Raw genomic sequence first — 15,706 nt, forward strand, 5'->3', positions numbered from 1 at the left:
TTATGCGCATCGCCCACTTCGGTCATTCCTGCATCCTCGTGGAACTGCACGGTGTGCAAGTGCTGTTCGATCCCGGCACGTTCGCGCACGGCTTCGAGGGCATCACCGGACTGGACGCGATCGCGGTGACCCACCAGCACCCGGACCACATCGACCCGGCCCGGATCGAGGCGCTGATCGAGGCCAACCCGACCGCCCGCCTGCTGTCGGACCCGCAGACCGCCCAGCAGCGCGGTGAGGGCTGGGAGCCGGTCTCGGCGGGCCAGGTGCTCGACATCGGCGACCTGCAGATCACCGGCGGTGGCGGTCGCCACGCGGTGATCCACCCGGACATCCCGGTGATCGACAACACCGTCTTCCAGCTCGGCACCGCGGCCGACCCGGCCCAGCTGGTCCACCCGGGCGACTCGCTCTGGGTGCCGCCGGTCCCGGTCGGCGTGCTGGCGATCCCGGCGGTCGCGCCGTGGATGCGGATCTGGGACACCGTCGACTACCTGCGCGCGGTCAATCCCCGCACCGCCGTCCCGGTCCACTTCGGGATCGTCGAGCCGACGGCGCAGGGCATCTACTTCGCCAGGCTGACCGAGATGGCCCCGGCCGGCACCGAATTCCGGGTGATCCAGCCGGAGGACCAGGCGCAGTTCTGATCAGCGATAGGTGCTGAGGAACAGCGCCTCGGCCAGCGCCATGTGCTCGATCTCGGTCGGGTCCACGCTCTCGTTGGGGGCGTGGATCAGGCACTTCGGCTCCTCCACGCCGATCAGCATGATCTCGGCGTCGGGGTAGGTGTCGGCGAAGACATTGCACAGCGGGATCGACCCGCCCTGCCCCTCGGTGGTCACGTGTCTGCCGTAGGAGGTCGCCATGGCCTGTTCCAGCGCCGACCGAGCGGGGCCCCGCTCGGAGGCGACGAACGGTTCGCCGAGCGCCTCGACCTCGATGTCGAGCCGGGCGTTCCACGGCAGATGCGCGCGCAGGTGCTTCTCCAGCAGGTCGAGCGCCTGCTTGGGCTCGGTGCCCGGCGGAATGCGCAGGTTGAGCCTGGCCCTGGTGCTCGGCTGGATGGCCGCCGAGGACCCGACGACGGCGGGCACGTCCATCCCGAGCACGGTCAGCGCGGGCCGCGCCCACACCATGTCCGAGACGGTGCCGCTGCCGAGCAGGTCGACGCCGTCGAGCACGCCCGCATCGGCCCGGAAGTCCTCGGCCGGGTACTGCACGCCGGTCCACTTCTGGTCGTCGGTGAGCCCGTCGATGGTGGTGTTGCCGTGTTCGTCCCGCAGCGACGACAGCAGCCGGATCATCGCGGCCAGCGCGTCCGGCGCCGGGCCGCCGAACATGCCCGAGTGCATCGGCCCGGCCAGCGTCGTCACCGTGACCACGACGTTCACGTTCCCGCGCAAGGTCTGGGTGAAGGTGGGCACGCCGACCGCGAAATTGCCGCAGTCGGCCACCAGAATCACGTCGGCGGCGAGCAGGTCGGGATTGGCGACGACGAACTTCTCCAGCCCGCCGGTGCCCTGCTCCTCCGAGCCCTCCGACACCACCTTGATGCCGATCGGGAAGTCCGGCCCGATCGCGCGCAGGGCCGTCAGGTGGGTGACGATGTTGCCCTTGCAGTCGGCGGCGCCGCGGCCGTACCAGCGGCCGTCCTTGTCGGTCAGCGTCCACACCGGGGTGTGCCAGGCGTCGTCGTCCAGCGGCGGCTGCACGTCGTAGTGGCAGTAGAGCAGCACCGTCGGCGTGCCCGGCGGACCCGGCTTGTGCCCGATGACGGCCTTGCTGCCGTCGGGCGTCTCGTGCAGACCCACCTCGGTCAGCCCCGCCGCGGCGAACGCGTCGGCCACCCACTGCGCGGTCTGCTCGCACCCCGCCGGCGGGAACTGGCGCGGGTCGGCGACCGACTTCAGCGAAACCAGCTGGGTGAGGTCCGCTTTCGCCTGGCCCATCAACCCGGAGATGGTGGTGCGCAGGGCGGCCACTTCGGGGGTATCGGTCATCGCTTCGGCCTCACTTCGTGGTGTCGTCCAGCTTCAGGGTGTCCAGATGAGAAAGGTAGTCCGGCAGCCGATCCGGGCAATAGACGGCGATGGTCAGGGCCACCGCCTGGGTGGTGTCGCGCGGGCCGATCACCGGACGCTGCCCCGGCCCGGCCGCGCCGTTGGTGATCGAGGCCTGGTACTTCGCCTTGATCAGCGGCGAACTCGGGTCCTGGCAGACCGAGCCGCCGTCGTCGCCGAGCGCGTCCGCGATCACGTTCGGCTCGGGTGCGGGCAGCCCCGCGGCGAGCAGATTGTTGTGCAGCTGTTCGGCTTTGGCGGTGGCCTGAGTGTTCTCGCGGATCTCGCTGAAGGTGAGCAAGCCGATCAGGGCGAACACCACGAGCAGCACGCCCGTGGTGATGTAGATCCAGCGCCGCTTGCGGTAGGGGGCGTCTCCGGTCGTCATGCCTTCTCCCCTTCCGGGACAGCGAGTTTCCAGCTGTCCCTGCGGTTTCGGTAGAACAGGTACGGGATCAGCAGCCCGACGATGCCCATGCCGCCGCCGACGATGAGCAGATACACCCACGGGCTGCCCGCGCCGAATTGCGAGGGTGGCACGAAGCCGATCGCGAATGCCGCGATCGAGGACGCGGCGCCGAGACCACAGAGCGCGAACAGGGCGGGCGCCCGGTAGCCGCGCGGATGATCGGGATCGTTGCGGCGCAGCCTGGCGGCCGCCGCGAACATCAGCACGTACATGATCAGATACACCTGCGTCGTGATCACCGACAGAATCCAGTACGCGCTGGAGACATTCGGGATGAAGGCGTAGAGAAGCGCGATGAACGTCGTGAACACACCCTGCGCCACCAGCATGTTCTGCTGCACGCCGTGCTTGTTCATCGTCGTCAGCCACGGCGGCAGGTAGCCCTCGCTGCGCCCGATCAGCAACAGGCCCTTGGACGGTCCGGCCAGCCAGGTGAGCATGCCGCCGACCGCGGCCGCCACCAGCGCGATGCCGACGATCGGGGTGAGGAACCCGACGCCGAAGTGACTGAAGAACCCGTCGAAGGCCTGCATCACGCCCGCGGTGAGGCTCAGGCTCGCGGAGGGGACCACCCAGCTGATCGCCAGCGCGGGCAGGATGAAGATGACCAGCACCAGGCCCATCGCCAGGAACATCGCCTTCGGGAATTCCTTGGCCGGATTCTTCAGCGACGACACGTGCACCGCGTTCATCTCCATGCCCGCGTAGGACAGGAAGTTGTTCACGATCAGCACCAGACTCGCCAGCCCGGTCCAGGCCGGGAGCAGGTGACTCGAATCCATCGGCGCCGCAGACGGATTGCCCTGCGCGAGGAACACCAGGCCCAGCACGACCAGAATGGTGCCGGGGATCAAGGTGCCGATCACCAGGCCCATGCTCGACAGCCCGGCCACCGTCTTGGTGCCCTGCGAGGACACGTACACACCGGCCCAATAGACGGTGATGATCACGATGGCCACATAGAGCCCGTTGGACGCCAGCGACGGATCGATGATGTACGCGAAAGTGCTTGCCACATAAGCGAGCAGACTCGGGTAATAGAAGATCGTCATGGCGAACTGGCACCAGACGGCGAGAAAGCCGAGCGGCTTGTTCAGCCCGTCCCCGACCCATTTGTAGACGCCGCCGTCCCAGCCCGAAGCGAGTTCCGCGGCCACCAGCGAAGTCGGCAGCAGGAACAGAATCGCGGGAATGATGTAGAGGAATACACAGGCGAGTCCGTAGATCGCCATCGTGGGTGCCGAGCGGAGGCTGGCCACCGAACTCGTGGTCATCAGCGCCAATGTCACCCAGGACAAGTATTTCGTCGTCGTCGCGGCTTTCGTCGCGGTGCCCGTCATCAGCGCTGCCTCCTGCTGTGTATGCACAACTAGCGGAAACCCTTGATCAACTGCTCAAGCATAGTAACTGCCGAGCATCCTCCCGGTAGGCTCGAAACGAGCACATATGCAACGGAATCGTTGCAGATACCCGGCAGAGCTAACACCTGGCAGTGGATCCGCCGACTGGAGGAACAGTGGCCGAGAATCACGATCCCCATGACCTTTTCAGCCTTCCCGGTTTCACCCGTCCCGCCCCGCACGGCGGTTTTCCCGCCTACGAACTCTTTCCCGATGTCGCCTACGAGATCGTGCACGACGAATTGCTCCTCGACGGCGTCGCCAGGATGAACCTGGCGACCTTCTGCACCACCTGGATCGACGACCAGGCGCGCACGCTGATGGCCGAGTCGACGGACAAGAACATCGTCGACAAGGACGAGTACCCCCAGACCGCCGAGCTGGAGAAACGCTGTGTGCGCATGCTCGCCGACCTGTGGCACGCGCCCGATCCCACGACCACGCTCGGCACCTCCACCACCGGCTCCAGCGAGGCGGCGATCCTCGGCGGGCTGGCGGCGAAGTTCCGCTGGCGGGCGCGCGGCGGCACGGGCGTGCCCAACCTGGTGACCGGGCCGGTGCAGGTGTGCTGGGAGAAGTTCGCGCGCTACTTCGACGTCGAATTGCGCCAAGTCCCCTTGCGCGGCGACCGCTACACCTTGCACCCCGACGACCTGCCGACGTACTGCGACGACAACACCATCGCCGTGGTGCCGACCTTCGGTCAGACCTTCACCGGTCTGTTCGAGGACGTCGCCGCGATCAGCGCCGCGCTGGACCGGTTGCACGCCTGCGGCGGCCCGGACATCCCGATCCACGTCGACGCGGCCAGCGGCGGCTTCCTCGGCCCGTTCACCGCGCCGGATCTGGTGTGGGACTTCCGGTTACCCCGGGTGAAGTCGATCAACGCCTCCGGGCACAAGACCGGGCTGGCCCCGCTCGGGGTCGGCTGGGCGATCTGGCGCGAGGCCGCCGATCTGCCCAGGGAGCTGATCTTCGACGTCGACTACCTCGGCGGCAACATGCCGACGTTCAACCTCAACTTCTCCCGGCCCGGCGGCCAGGTGATCACCCAGTACTACAACTTCATCCGGCTCGGCCGGGCCGGCTACACCCGCGTGCAGTCGACGATCTACCTGGTCGCCCGGCATTTCGCGAAGCGCATCGGCGCCATGGGCCCGTTCGAGCTGATCCACGCGGCCGAACCGGCGCGGGGCATCACCGCGGTGGCGTGGCGACTGGCCGACGGCGTCGACTACAACCTCTACGACCTGTCGGACCGGCTGCGCGCCCGCGGCTGGCTCATCGCCGCCTATCCGCTGCCCGCCGACCGGCAGGACGAGACGATCATGCGCGCGGTGTTCCGGCACGGCTTCACCGTCGACATGGTCGAACTGCTGCTCGCCGACATCGAACGGGGTCTGCACCAGCTCGCGACCAACCCGCGGCGCACGCCCCTGACTCGCTCGGAGGCGGGCGGATTCACCCACGACGGCGCGCCCGAGGTGCCGTGATCAGGGGCCGTCGCCGCGCGCGTGATCGCCGATGTGCGCGCGGCGACGGCCGGTCAGGCAGCCCTGGCCGCGGTGAACGGCTCCCAGCGGTACACGTCGCTGCGGGCGCCGTGATACCGCGCCAGGTCGACGGCGTCGAGCATCGCCTGACGCGGACCCGAGCGCTGCAACTGCGCGGCCGAGATCGCCAGCCGCAGCACGCCGCCACGCCGGNCTCCCAGCGGTACACGTCGCTGCGGGCGCCGTGATACCGCGCCAGGTCGACGGCGTCGAGCATCGCCTGACGCGGACCCGAGCGCTGCAACTGCGCGGCCGAGATCGCCAGCCGCAGCACGCCGCCACGCCGGGCGGTGCGCGCCGCGCCCATCACCAGCGCCCGGCACCACCACGGCTCGGCCCGGAATCCCTCACCTATTCCGTACACCCGCGCGCGCTGGGCCACCTCACGTTCCAGATCGAGGACGGTGGTCAGGCCGAGCGCCAGCCGGAAGCCGACCTCGGGCAGCGCGGCCAGCGCACCGGCCGAGGCGTCCCAGCGCGGCGCGGCGAACAGCCGGGTGCGCAGCTGCACCTGTTCCATCACCCGGTCGGCCGCCTTGAGCCGCAGGGTGGCCTCGTGCCTGGGCAGGCTCGCGAACTCCGCGCGACGGCTCTTGGTGGCGGCCTGGTCGTAGCCGTGCAGCACGATCGCGTCGCCCGCGAGCCGTCGACCGCGCAGCCAGGACTGCGTGGCCGGATCGTCGACCAGCCGGTACTTGCCCTTCAACCGGGGCGCGACCAGCAGTGACAGCCGCACATCCCGCTGGTCCATCTCCGCCGCGAACTCGATCGCGGCATCGCGGGTCGTGTCCCGGATCCCGGATACGGAAACGATCAGCTCAGCGTTCATGGACCTACGGTGTCAGCCCCAGGTGACACCCGCGTGCTCCACCGATGACGCCCCGACGAACATCCGCGCACGCCTCACCACCGCCGCCAGTGCTCGCTCAGCTACGCGTCCGCCAGACCGACCTTGTCCAGGACCCAGGCGTACTCGAAGCCGACTTCCTTCCACTTCTCGTAGCGCCCGCTGACACCGCCGTGGCCGGCGCTCATCTCCGTCTTGAGCAGCAGCTCGCTGTCGCCGGTCTTGGTGGCGCGCAGCTTGGCGATCCACTTGGCCGGTTCGACGTAGAGCACGCGGGTGTCGTTGAGGCTGGTGATCGCCAGGATCGCCGGGTAGTCCTTGGCCTCGACGTTCTCGTACGGCGAGTACGACTTCATGTACTCGTAGACGTCCTTGTCGGCCAACGGGTTTCCCCACTCGTCCCATTCGATCACCGTCAGCGGCAGCGACGGGTCCAGGATCGAGGTGAGCGGGTCGACGAACGGTACGTTGGCGAGGATGCCGGTGAACAGCTCCGGCGCCAGATTGGCGACCGCGCCCATCAGCAGGCCACCCGCGCTGCCGCCGTCGGCGATCAGCCGATCCGCCGCCGTGGCACCGCTGTCGATGAGATGCACGGCGCAGGAGACGAAGTCGGTGAAGGTGTTCTTCTTCAGCAGTGTCTTGCCGTGCTCGTACCAGAGTCGGCCCATCTCACCGCCGCCGCGCACGTGCGCCACCGCGAACACCATGCCGCGATCGAGCAGCGACAGCCGCGAGACCGAGAACGACGGATCGATGCTGGCCTCATAGGAGCCGTAACCGTAGAGCAGCATCGGCTTCGGGCCCGCCGGGAGCCCGCGCCGCTTGATGATCGAGATCGGGATCCGGGTGCCGTCGTGGGCGACCGCCCAATCCCGGTGCTGTTCGTAGTCGTTCGCGTCGTAGCCGCCGAGCACCGGCTGCTCCTTGCGCAGCAGCAGGTCACCGGTGGCGGGCACGTAGTCGAACACCTGCATCGGGGTGATGAAGGAGGTGACGCCGACCCGCAGCGTCGGCTGTTCCCATTCCGGGCTGGAACCCGCACCGGCGGAGAACAATTCGAGCCCGAAGTCGAGTTCGGTGAGCTCGCCGTAGCCCTCCGCGGTGAGCGGCCACACCGACAGGCGGGGCAGCGCGTCGCGGCGGTAGCCGAGCACCAGGTGGTTGGCGAAGGCGTCGATATCCTCGAGGCGCACGTCCTCGCGGTGCCCGATCAGGATCGTCATGTCCGACGGATCGGTGGCAGGCGCTTCGGCGAGGACGAAGTTCTCCGCCTTCACGCCGTCGACCACGTCGTTGTGCAGGATCAGGAAGCGGTCCTCGCCGCCGATCACCGCGTGCTCGGCCGAGTACTCCACACCCTCGCGGCGCTCCAGCAGCACCCGGAACTCGCCCTCGGGGTTGTCGGACTCCAGCACCCAGCCCTCGGTGGTGATCTTGGAGCCGAGCCAGATCATCAGGTACTTCTCGGAGCGGGTCGCACCGACGCTCACCCAGTAGCGCTCGTCGGGCTCGTGGAACACCGTCACGTCGGCGTCGGCGGCGGTGCCGACGCGGTGGCGCCACACGGTGTCGGGCCGCCAGGACTCGTCGACGGTCTGATAGAAGATGTGCGTGCCGTCCAGCGACCAGGTCGCGCCCGGTGCGGCGCCCGCCACCTCGTCGGGCAGCAGCTCACCGGTGCGCAGATCCTTGATCCGCAGGGTGTAGCGCTCGTCGCCGGTGCTGTCGACGGAGTAGGCCAGCAGGGTGCCGTCGTGGCTGAGCGAGAACGCGCCGAGCGCGAAGAAGTCCAAGCCCTCGGCCAGCACGTTGCTGTCGAGCAGCACCTCCTCTCCCGCGATCGCGGTCTCGACCTCGAGCTGCGGCGGGGTCCACGCGTCGATGCCCTCGGCCTCGGCGGCGATGGGACAGCGGCAGTGCACGCCGTACTGCTTGCCCTCGAAGCTGCGCGAGTAGTACCAGTACTGGCCCAGCCGGGTCGGCACCGACAGGTCGGTCTCCTGGGTCCGCGCCTTGATCTCGTCGAAGATCTTGTCCCGCAGCGGCTGCAACTGGTCGGTCTGCGCCTCGGTGAAGGCGTTCTCGGCCTCCAGGTACGCGATGACCTCGGGATTCTCCTTGTCCCGTAGCCACTCGTACTCGTCGACGAACGTGTCGCCGTGATGCACCCGCTCGAAGGGCACCTTCTTCGCGATCGGCGCCGACACCGTCTCATTCTCGCCAGCCATGGGTCCACCGTAGCCGGACCTTTGCGGCCGGGCCCGCCAACTCGGCCGGGGCCGCCACCGGGCCGGGCCCGCCCGGCTGAGTATTTCTGCGCATGTGCGCGCGCCGGTGGGTGCGTAGCCTGCTCGCATGGGGATGCGGTACGCGGTTCGATCGTTCGTCGTGAGTGTCGGGGTGGTGCTGGCGGCGGGGTCCGCGGCGGTGACTCCCGCGACCGCCTGTGCGTGCGGTGGCGTGGTCAGCGGCGGGAACTCGGCGCGGGTCGACAGCGAGACGGCGGTGCTCGGGTGGGACGGTACCCGCGAGACCGTGCTCATGCGCCTGGGAATGCAATTCGACGGCGCCGACGCGGCGTTGATCGTCCCCACACCGACACCGGCGACGGTCTCGGCGGGCACCGCGGCCTCGTTCAGCGAGCTGTCCCGGCTGACCGCGCCCGAGGTCGTCACCGAGCACCGCTGGTTCGGCAGCGACTACTCCTCCGGTGACACCTCCGGCGCCGCGCCCGGCTCCGGGCCCGAGGTACTCGGACAGGTCCAACTCGGCCCGCTCGAGGCGACGACGCTGCGCGGCGGCGACCTCACCGGCGTCCGGGAATGGCTGGACGCCAACGGCTATCAACTGCGCCCCGAGGTCAGCGCCACCCTCGACCCCTATCTCCGCGAGGGCTGGTCCTTCGTGGCCATGCGCCTGACCAGCGCGAAACCGCTCTCCGGCGCGCTGGATCCGGTCCGGTTGACCTTCGACTCGGACCGGCTCGTCTATCCGATGCGCATGTCCGCGGCGGCCACCGGCCACCAGTCGGTGCACCTCTACGTCTTCGGCGACCACCGGGTGACGCGCACCGACGCCGACACCGCCACACAATCCACCATCACCGAATTCGCCGCCCCCGTCGCCGAACTCACCGATCCCGACCTGAAAGCCCTCGCGGCGGGCAAGTCCTACCTCACCGAACTCGCCGTCAGCATTCCCCGCCCCGCGACCATCACCACCGATTTCGCCTTCGGCCCCGCCGCGAACGACGACACCGTCCGCGATCGGGTGGTGCGCCGGGAGTATGTCGAGATCCTGGGCTTCCCCGCGGGTTACGTGCTGATCATCGCCGGGCTCTCGGTGATCGGCGTGCTCGCCGGTGTCGTGCTCCGGCGCCGGACCAGGTAGCCCGGAACGCGGCGCGGCCCGGCTCTCGGGCTGGAAAAGCCGTCGAACCGGGCCGCGTGGAAGAACTCTCAGGCCCCCAGCGCCGGGCCGATGGTCGGCCAGGAGGCGTGCAGCGCGTCCTGCCAGTAGGACCAGGAGTGGGTGCCGACCGGGTGGTAGTCGATCTTGGCACCGATGCCCGCGCCGCGCAGCCGCTGGTCGAAGGCGACCATACAGGTGTTGACGCCGAGTTCGATGGGACCGCCGAGGAAGATGTTCTCCGCCAGCTGCGGCTTCAGCTCGGCCTCGTGCGGGCCGGGAATGCCGGTGCCGGTGGACATGTACAGCGCCTTGCCGCGCAGGCCCTCGAGCATCAGGGCCGGGTCGTGCGAGGCCCACTCGGGGCTGCCGGGCGCGCCCCACATGTTGAGCGGATTGCCGCCACGGTTGGCGATGGAGAACATGATCGCGCCCGCGGCCATCGCGCTGTCGGGACACGCGCTGTAGCCGGCGACGGCCCGGTACAGCCCGGGGTGCCGGGCGGCCAGGATGTAGGCCGCGTTGCCGCCCATGGACAGGCCGCCGATGCCGTTGACCCCGTTGCCGTCGAACTCCGCGTCGATCAGGCCGGGCAGCTCTTGGGTGAGGAACGTTTCCCACTTGTACCGGCCGAAGCGCGGGTCGTCGGAGATCCAGTCGGAGTAGTAGCTGGCCTGCCCGCCGGTCGGCATGACCACATTGACGTTCTTGTTCCGGAAGAAGGCCTCGGCGTCGGTGGCGTTGGTCCAGGTGCTCTGGCCGATTCCGGGGTCGAGGCCGTCGAGCAGATAGTAGGTCGAGCGCGAGCCGCCGCCCGCCGGATGCAGCACCTGCAGGTCGATATTGCGCCCCATCGCGGGCGAGGCGACCGTGATCGCGGTGCGGGTGGGGCTGAGGTTGTTCACCCCGACGATCTGGGCGGCAGCTGCGGGGGCGGGGTTCACCACCGCGGGTCCGATCAACGCGATGGCGAAAGCCAGCACTGAAGCAGCAACACCTGTACGACGCACGTCCCACCCTCCATTACCGCATGCCAATGACAGTCCAAAGTAACCCACAGGTGAACGAACTGAGAGCATTCGGCGATTCGGGCGTTTCTTCAGCAAACTTACCGGTATGCAATGACCGGTTCGCCCGGAAAGGCAGGTCAGCGGGACAGAGCGCCGCGAATCGACCCGGCCAGATAGTCGAGATCGGCGCGCGCGGGCGAGGTCGGGCGCGCCCGCAGGCCGAAGCCGTCGCCCGGCGTCCGCGGGATCACGTGCAGGTGCACGTGGAAGATCTCCTGCCCGGCGGTGACGCCGTCGGCGAGGAAGAAATTCACTCCGTCGGCGGCCACTTCGCTGGCCCGCAACGCGGCCGCGATCCGCTGCCCGACCTGGAACAGCTTGCCGCCGAGGGCGGGATCGAGATCGGCCAGGCTCGGCGCGGGCGCCTTCGGGACCACGAGCACATGGCCCGGCGTCACCGGACGAATGTCCATGAACGCCAGCACATCATCGTCCTCGTAGACCTTGGAGGCGGGCGCCTGCCCGGCGATGATGTCGGCGAAGATCGTGTACGGATTCACCCGGGTACGGTAGCGAAACCGCGCCAGGAGCCGCCGTGCGATCGCCCGCCGCCGGTGCTGGAACAGCGACAGCGGCGGGCTGACACGCACCGTGCGTCAGAGAATCGGCGACGGCGTGTAGCGCGCGGCCTCGGGGTTGGCCTCGACCAGCTTCTGCACCTGCGCGATGACCTCGGAGACCTGGTCGGACGCGGCACCGATGAACGCGGACTTGTCGGCCAGCGCGGCATCGAGCGCGGCGCGGTCCAGCGGCATCCGGTCGTCGGCGGCGAGCCGGTCCAGCAGGTCGGGCTCGCGACCCTGCTCGCGCATGGCCAGCGCCACCGCGACGGCGTGCTCCTTGATGACCTCGTGCGCGGTCTCGCGGCCAACGCCCGCGCGCACCGCCGCCATCAGGATGCGGGTGGTGGCCAGGAACGGCAGGTACCGGTCGAGCTCGCGGGCGACCACCGCCGGGTATGCGCCGAACTCGGCGAGCACGGTCAGGAAGGTCTCCATCTGGCCGTCGACGGCGAAGAACGCGTCCGGCAGCGCGACGCGGCGCACCACCGAGCAGAACACGTCACCCTCGTTCCACTGCGCGCCCGCGAGCTCGGCCGCCATCGAGCCGTAGCCGCGCAGCACGACCTGCAGGCCGTTGACGCGCTCGCACGAGCGGGTGTTCATCTTGTGCGGCATCGCCGAGGACCCGACCTGGCCGGGCTGGAAGCCCTCGGTGACCAGCTCGTGGCCCGCCATCAGCCGGATGGTGTGCGCGAACGACGACGGCCCGGCGCCCAGCTGCACCAGCGCCGAGAGCACGTCGTGGTCGAGTGAGCGCGGGTAGACCTGGCCGACGCTGGTGAAGACCTTCGCGAAGCCGAGATGCGTGGCCACCTGCTGCTCGAGCGCGGCCAGCTTGCCCGCGTCGCCGTCGAGCAGGTCGAGCATGTCCTGGGCGGTGCCCATCGGGCCTTTGATGCCGCGCAGCGGGTAGCGGTCGATCAGCTCGCGCAGGCGGGTCAGCGCGACGAGCACCTCGTCGGCGGCGGAGGCGAAGCGCTTGCCCAGGGTGGTCGCCTGCGCGGCGACGTTGTGCGAGCGGCCCGCCATCACCAGCGTCTGGTACTCCGCGGCGCGCTCGGCCAGCCGGGCCGCGATCGCGACACCGTGGTCGTAGACGTACTCGAGCGAGAGCCGGATCTGCAGCTGTTCGACGTTCTCGGTGAGGTCGCGGCTGGTCATGCCCTTGTGCACGTGCTCGTGCCCGGCCAGCGCGTTGAACTCCTCGATGCGCGCCTTCACGTCATGGCGGGTGACCCGCTCACGCTCGGCGATCGAGGCCAGGTCGACGTGTTCGAGCACGCGCTCGTAGTCGTCGAGCACACCCGCGGGGACATCGATGCCGAGTGCCGACTGCGCCCGCAGCACCTCGAGCCACAGCTTGCGCTCGAGCACGATCTTGTTCTCGGGCGACCAGAGCGCGACGAGCTCCGGGCTGGCGTATCGGGTGGCGAGGACGTTCGGGACAAGGCTCACGAACACTCAGTCTAGTTGCCGCGCCCGTTCCAGCTGCTGGGGCATCATGTTGGGCACCACGGGCGGGGCGACGATGTCGATCATCTCCAGCAGACCGGCCCGTGCGGGCCGCCTCGGCTCCGGGTGACCCTCGATCAGCGCGGCGACCACCGCGCCGTCCACCACCGCGACCAGCCTGCGCAACTGCTCGGGGCGCACCACTCGATCGGAGCGGCGCAGCACGTCGGCGAGCAGTTCTTCGAGCTGCGTGCGTAGTCGGAGCTGGACCTCGCGTAACTCGGGATGCCGGGCCGAGGCCACCGAGCGCTCGTAGCGCGCGATCAGCTGGCCGCGCGCGTCGAGGTCGCTGTCGTCGGGGCCGACGAGCAGGTCGAGGACGAGGTCGACGGTCGCGTCGGTACCGCGCCTGCGATGGCTGACCTCACCGACCCGGCGACGCATGGCGTCGAGTTCGATCGCGCCGCTGAATTCGACGGCCCGGGCGATCAGATCTTCCAGAGATTCGAAGTAGTAGGTGGTCGAGGCGAGCGGAAGATCGGCCCGCGACGCCACCGAGCGATGTCGTACAGCGTCGAAGCCGCCTTCGAGCAACAGTTCAGCCGCCGCCGCCACCAGGGCCTGGCGACGCCGTTCGCCTTTCGGGGTCGTCGCGGTGGTCACCGTGCCATCGTGCCAGTCATCATCAGTTCAACCGTGCGCAATCGTCATCGGGGAAACGCGGGAAATCGGGATAACTGAGTTTTACCGCATCCCGGCACGGAAGTGTTCGTACTAGGCAAAGTTGTTGTCGCACATCACTGTTGACAGCGCGGCCGATCAGCCCTTCAGGAACCTTCCCAACCGGTCCAGCGCTGCGGCGATGTCGTCGGTGGCGCCGGCGAAGGAGAAGCGAACAGTGCGAATACCGTGCACGGTGTCGAAGTCGAGACCGGGTGCCAGCGCGACGCCGGTGTGCTCGAGCACCTCGGCACACCAGGCCCGGGAATCGTTGGTCAAGTGACCGATATCGGCATAGGCGTAGAAAGCGCCGTCGGCGGGGGCGAGTTCGGTGATGCCGATACTCGGCAGACCCTCCAGCAACAGCGCCCGGTTGCGCGCGTACCGGCGGACGTGGCCGTCCAGCTCATCCTTGGCTTCCGCGCCGAACGCGTGCACGGCGGCGTACTGGGAGATGGCGGGCGGGCACACCGTCATGTTCGACGCCAGCCGCTGCAGCGCCGGGCGCAGGTCGGCGGGGGCCAGCATCCAGCCCAGCCGCCAGCCGGTCATCGAGAAGTACTTCGACACCGAGCCGATCACCACCGCCGCGCGGGAGAACTCCCAGGCCGAGGCGGTCGGCGTCGCGTCGTCGAAGGTGATGCCGTGATAGATCTCGTCGGAGATCAGCAGGGTGCCGTGGTCTTCGCACCAGCGCGCCAGCGCGGCCAGCTCGGCCGGGTCGATCATGGTGCCGGTCGGGTTGGCCGGGCTCGCCACCACCAGGCCCGCGGGCGGCTCGGGCAGTGCCTCGAGCATGGCGACCGTCGGCTGGAAGCGGGTCTGCGGGCCGCAGTCGAGCTCGATCACCTCGCAGCCGAGCGCGGTGAGGGTGTTGCGGTAGGCCGGGTATCCCGGCCGGGCCACCACCACGGTGTCGCCCGCGTCGAAGGCGGCCAGGAAGATCAGCGTGAACGCCCCCGAGGACCCCGTGGTCACCACGACCTCGTCCGGGTGCACGTCGTAGCCGTAGGTCTCCCGGTGGTGCTCGGCGATCGCCTCGCGCAGCGGCAGGATGCCGAACGTCTCGGTGTACCCGAGCAGCTCGTGCTCGATCGCCGCCTTGGTCGCCCGCAGCACCGGCGCCGGCGCCTGCGTCGAGGGCTGTCCCGCCGCCAGCACCAGCACGTCTCCGTGCGACCTGGCCCGTTCAGCAGCGGCTTTCCACACATCCATCACGTAGAAAGGGGGAATGGTCGACCGGCGCGATTCTCTGGACACCCGAGTGACGGTAGAGCACCCGATTGCGCGCGTTGACAGATATGGTCGGCAGAATGGCTCCGACAGCGAATACGCAGCCACCGGCGCAGCGAGTTGAGCCGCGTCGGGGCAGGGCCGCGGGGGCACCATGGAGTGGGTAAGGACGGCGGGGCGAGTGCGGCGGGCGAAGGCGGACACGGTGGATCGTGTCGTGGCGTCGCCGGTCGAGGACAGCCCTCCGGTCGAGGCGAACGCGCAGGCGGCGGACGTCGCCGCGAGCCCCGCGGCCGCCGAGGCCGACCCTCGTGCGGACACCGCGGCCGCCACCGCGCAGCCCTCAGCCGCCGAGACCACCGCGCACCAGCGAGTCACCACCGACGGCCCCAGCGCCTCAGCCGCTGAGCACAGCACCCGGGCGCTCGACAACGCCGCGGCGCCGAGCGTCGGGAAGCGCGTTGTCAGCATCAACGGCCGTGTTCTGCAGGCGAATTGGCGCGAGCAGCTACCGTCGAAGAGCGGTGTCCGCGAGCGCGTGGCGACCTGGATCGGCGAGCATCCGACGGTCGCCGAGATCGCCGGCGAACTGCGCGCGGGCGAGGTGCGCACCGTGTTCTGGCTGCGGCCGAAGGCGCGGGCCGAGGCGCTGTGGGCGCGGCGGCCGAGCCGGGATCGGGTGCGGCGGGTACTGATCGAGCAGCGCGTCCTGATCGCGGGTGTGGCGATCGTGGCGGTGGTCGTGGCGGCGGACGGGCGGATCGGCGACGACGTCGAGGGTGGCCCGCTGGCGCCCGGTGAGGCGCAGCGCGTGGCGATCGCCTACGTCCCGGAACTCGCGCCGAATCCGCAGTCGACGACGCGCCTGCTCGCCGCCATCGCCAACGGCGAGAAGCGGCGCGAGGCGGCGGTGGTCGCGGCGGCGGCC

12 protein-coding genes and 3 pseudogenes are annotated in these 15,706 nt (G+C 69.3%); 4 read left to right on the top strand and 11 right to left on the bottom strand.

Annotated features, from left to right (window positions below):
- Positions 1-2: 2 nt before the first annotated feature.
- Positions 3-647 (top strand): MBL fold metallo-hydrolase, encoded by a 645-nt coding sequence (locus V8688_RS10440; RefSeq protein ID WP_342800701.1) that lies wholly within the window; start codon positions 3-5, stop codon positions 645-647.
- Here V8688_RS10440 and V8688_RS10445 read toward each other — a convergent pair whose 3' ends face one another.
- From V8688_RS10445 to V8688_RS10455, 3 genes are read right to left on the bottom strand one after another with little or no spacing between them, the layout of a single operon-like run.
- On the bottom strand, positions 648-2,000 hold the full coding sequence (locus V8688_RS10445; RefSeq protein ID WP_218718739.1) for a dipeptidase: 1,353 nt from the start codon (positions 1,998-2,000) through the stop codon (positions 648-650).
- Between the two features lie 10 nt (positions 2,001-2,010).
- Positions 2,011-2,448, bottom strand: coding sequence for a hypothetical protein (locus V8688_RS10450; RefSeq protein ID WP_218718738.1), 438 nt, complete (start codon positions 2,446-2,448; stop codon positions 2,011-2,013).
- Positions 2,445-3,869, bottom strand: a complete 1,425-nt coding sequence (locus V8688_RS10455; protein WP_218718737.1) for an APC family permease — start codon at positions 3,867-3,869, stop codon at positions 2,445-2,447. Before V8688_RS10455 ends, V8688_RS10450 begins: the two co-directional genes overlap by 4 nt.
- Before the next feature lie 176 nt (positions 3,870-4,045).
- Between V8688_RS10455 and V8688_RS10460 the strand changes: the two genes are divergently transcribed.
- Positions 4,046-5,422: a glutamate decarboxylase gene (locus tag V8688_RS10460; protein WP_218718736.1), complete on the top strand. Its 1,377-nt coding sequence runs from the start codon at positions 4,046-4,048 to the stop codon at positions 5,420-5,422.
- Positions 5,423-5,475: 53 nt separating this feature from the next.
- Here V8688_RS10460 and V8688_RS10465 read toward each other — a convergent pair.
- The 3 genes and pseudogenes from V8688_RS10465 to V8688_RS10475 all read right to left on the bottom strand — a co-directional run.
- A pseudogene (locus V8688_RS10465) lies at positions 5,476-5,634 on the bottom strand (DUF2334 domain-containing protein); the annotation flags it as partial.
- A gap of 26 nt (positions 5,635-5,660) precedes the next feature.
- Positions 5,661-6,311 (bottom strand): annotated as a pseudogene (locus tag V8688_RS10470) (DUF2334 domain-containing protein); the annotation flags it as partial.
- A 101-nt stretch (positions 6,312-6,412) separates the two neighbouring features.
- Entirely contained in the window at positions 6,413-8,560 is a 2,148-nt protein-coding gene (locus V8688_RS10475) for a S9 family peptidase (protein WP_218718734.1), read from the bottom strand.
- A 127-nt stretch (positions 8,561-8,687) separates the two neighbouring features.
- On the opposite strand from V8688_RS10475, the gene V8688_RS10480 reads away from it, so the two are divergent.
- The gene (locus V8688_RS10480) at positions 8,688-9,722 is read left to right on the top strand and encodes a DUF2330 domain-containing protein (protein ID WP_342800702.1); all 1,035 of its coding nucleotides are present in this window, start codon (positions 8,688-8,690) and stop codon (positions 9,720-9,722) included.
- A gap of 68 nt (positions 9,723-9,790) precedes the next feature.
- Here the strand turns inward: V8688_RS10480 and V8688_RS10485 are convergent, their stop codons facing one another.
- The 5 genes from V8688_RS10485 to V8688_RS10505 form a co-directional block, all read right to left on the bottom strand.
- Positions 9,791-10,723, bottom strand: a complete 933-nt coding sequence (locus tag V8688_RS10485; RefSeq protein WP_218718733.1) for an alpha/beta hydrolase family protein — start codon at positions 10,721-10,723, stop codon at positions 9,791-9,793.
- Positions 10,724-10,887: 164 nt separating this feature from the next.
- Positions 10,888-11,310 (bottom strand): HIT family protein, encoded by a 423-nt coding sequence (locus V8688_RS10490; protein ID WP_218718732.1) that lies wholly within the window; start codon positions 11,308-11,310, stop codon positions 10,888-10,890.
- A 96-nt stretch (positions 11,311-11,406) separates the two neighbouring features.
- Positions 11,407-12,828 (bottom strand): adenylosuccinate lyase, encoded by a 1,422-nt coding sequence (gene purB / locus V8688_RS10495; protein ID WP_218718731.1) that lies wholly within the window; start codon positions 12,826-12,828, stop codon positions 11,407-11,409.
- Between the two features lie 6 nt (positions 12,829-12,834).
- Complete coding sequence (locus V8688_RS10500; protein WP_218718730.1) at positions 12,835-13,488, bottom strand: TetR family transcriptional regulator; 654 nt, start codon at positions 13,486-13,488, stop codon at positions 12,835-12,837.
- Between the two features lie 156 nt (positions 13,489-13,644).
- Positions 13,645-14,805, bottom strand: coding sequence for a pyridoxal phosphate-dependent aminotransferase (locus V8688_RS10505; RefSeq protein WP_316573421.1), 1,161 nt, complete (start codon positions 14,803-14,805; stop codon positions 13,645-13,647).
- A 178-nt stretch (positions 14,806-14,983) separates the two neighbouring features.
- Here V8688_RS10505 and V8688_RS10510 point away from each other — a divergent pair.
- A pseudogene (locus V8688_RS10510) lies at positions 14,984-15,706 on the top strand (hypothetical protein); the annotation flags it as partial.

The organism is Nocardia sp. No.11 (assembly GCF_038752175.1).
In the GTDB taxonomy this organism is placed as follows: domain Bacteria; phylum Actinomycetota; class Actinomycetes; order Mycobacteriales; family Mycobacteriaceae; genus Nocardia; species Nocardia canadensis.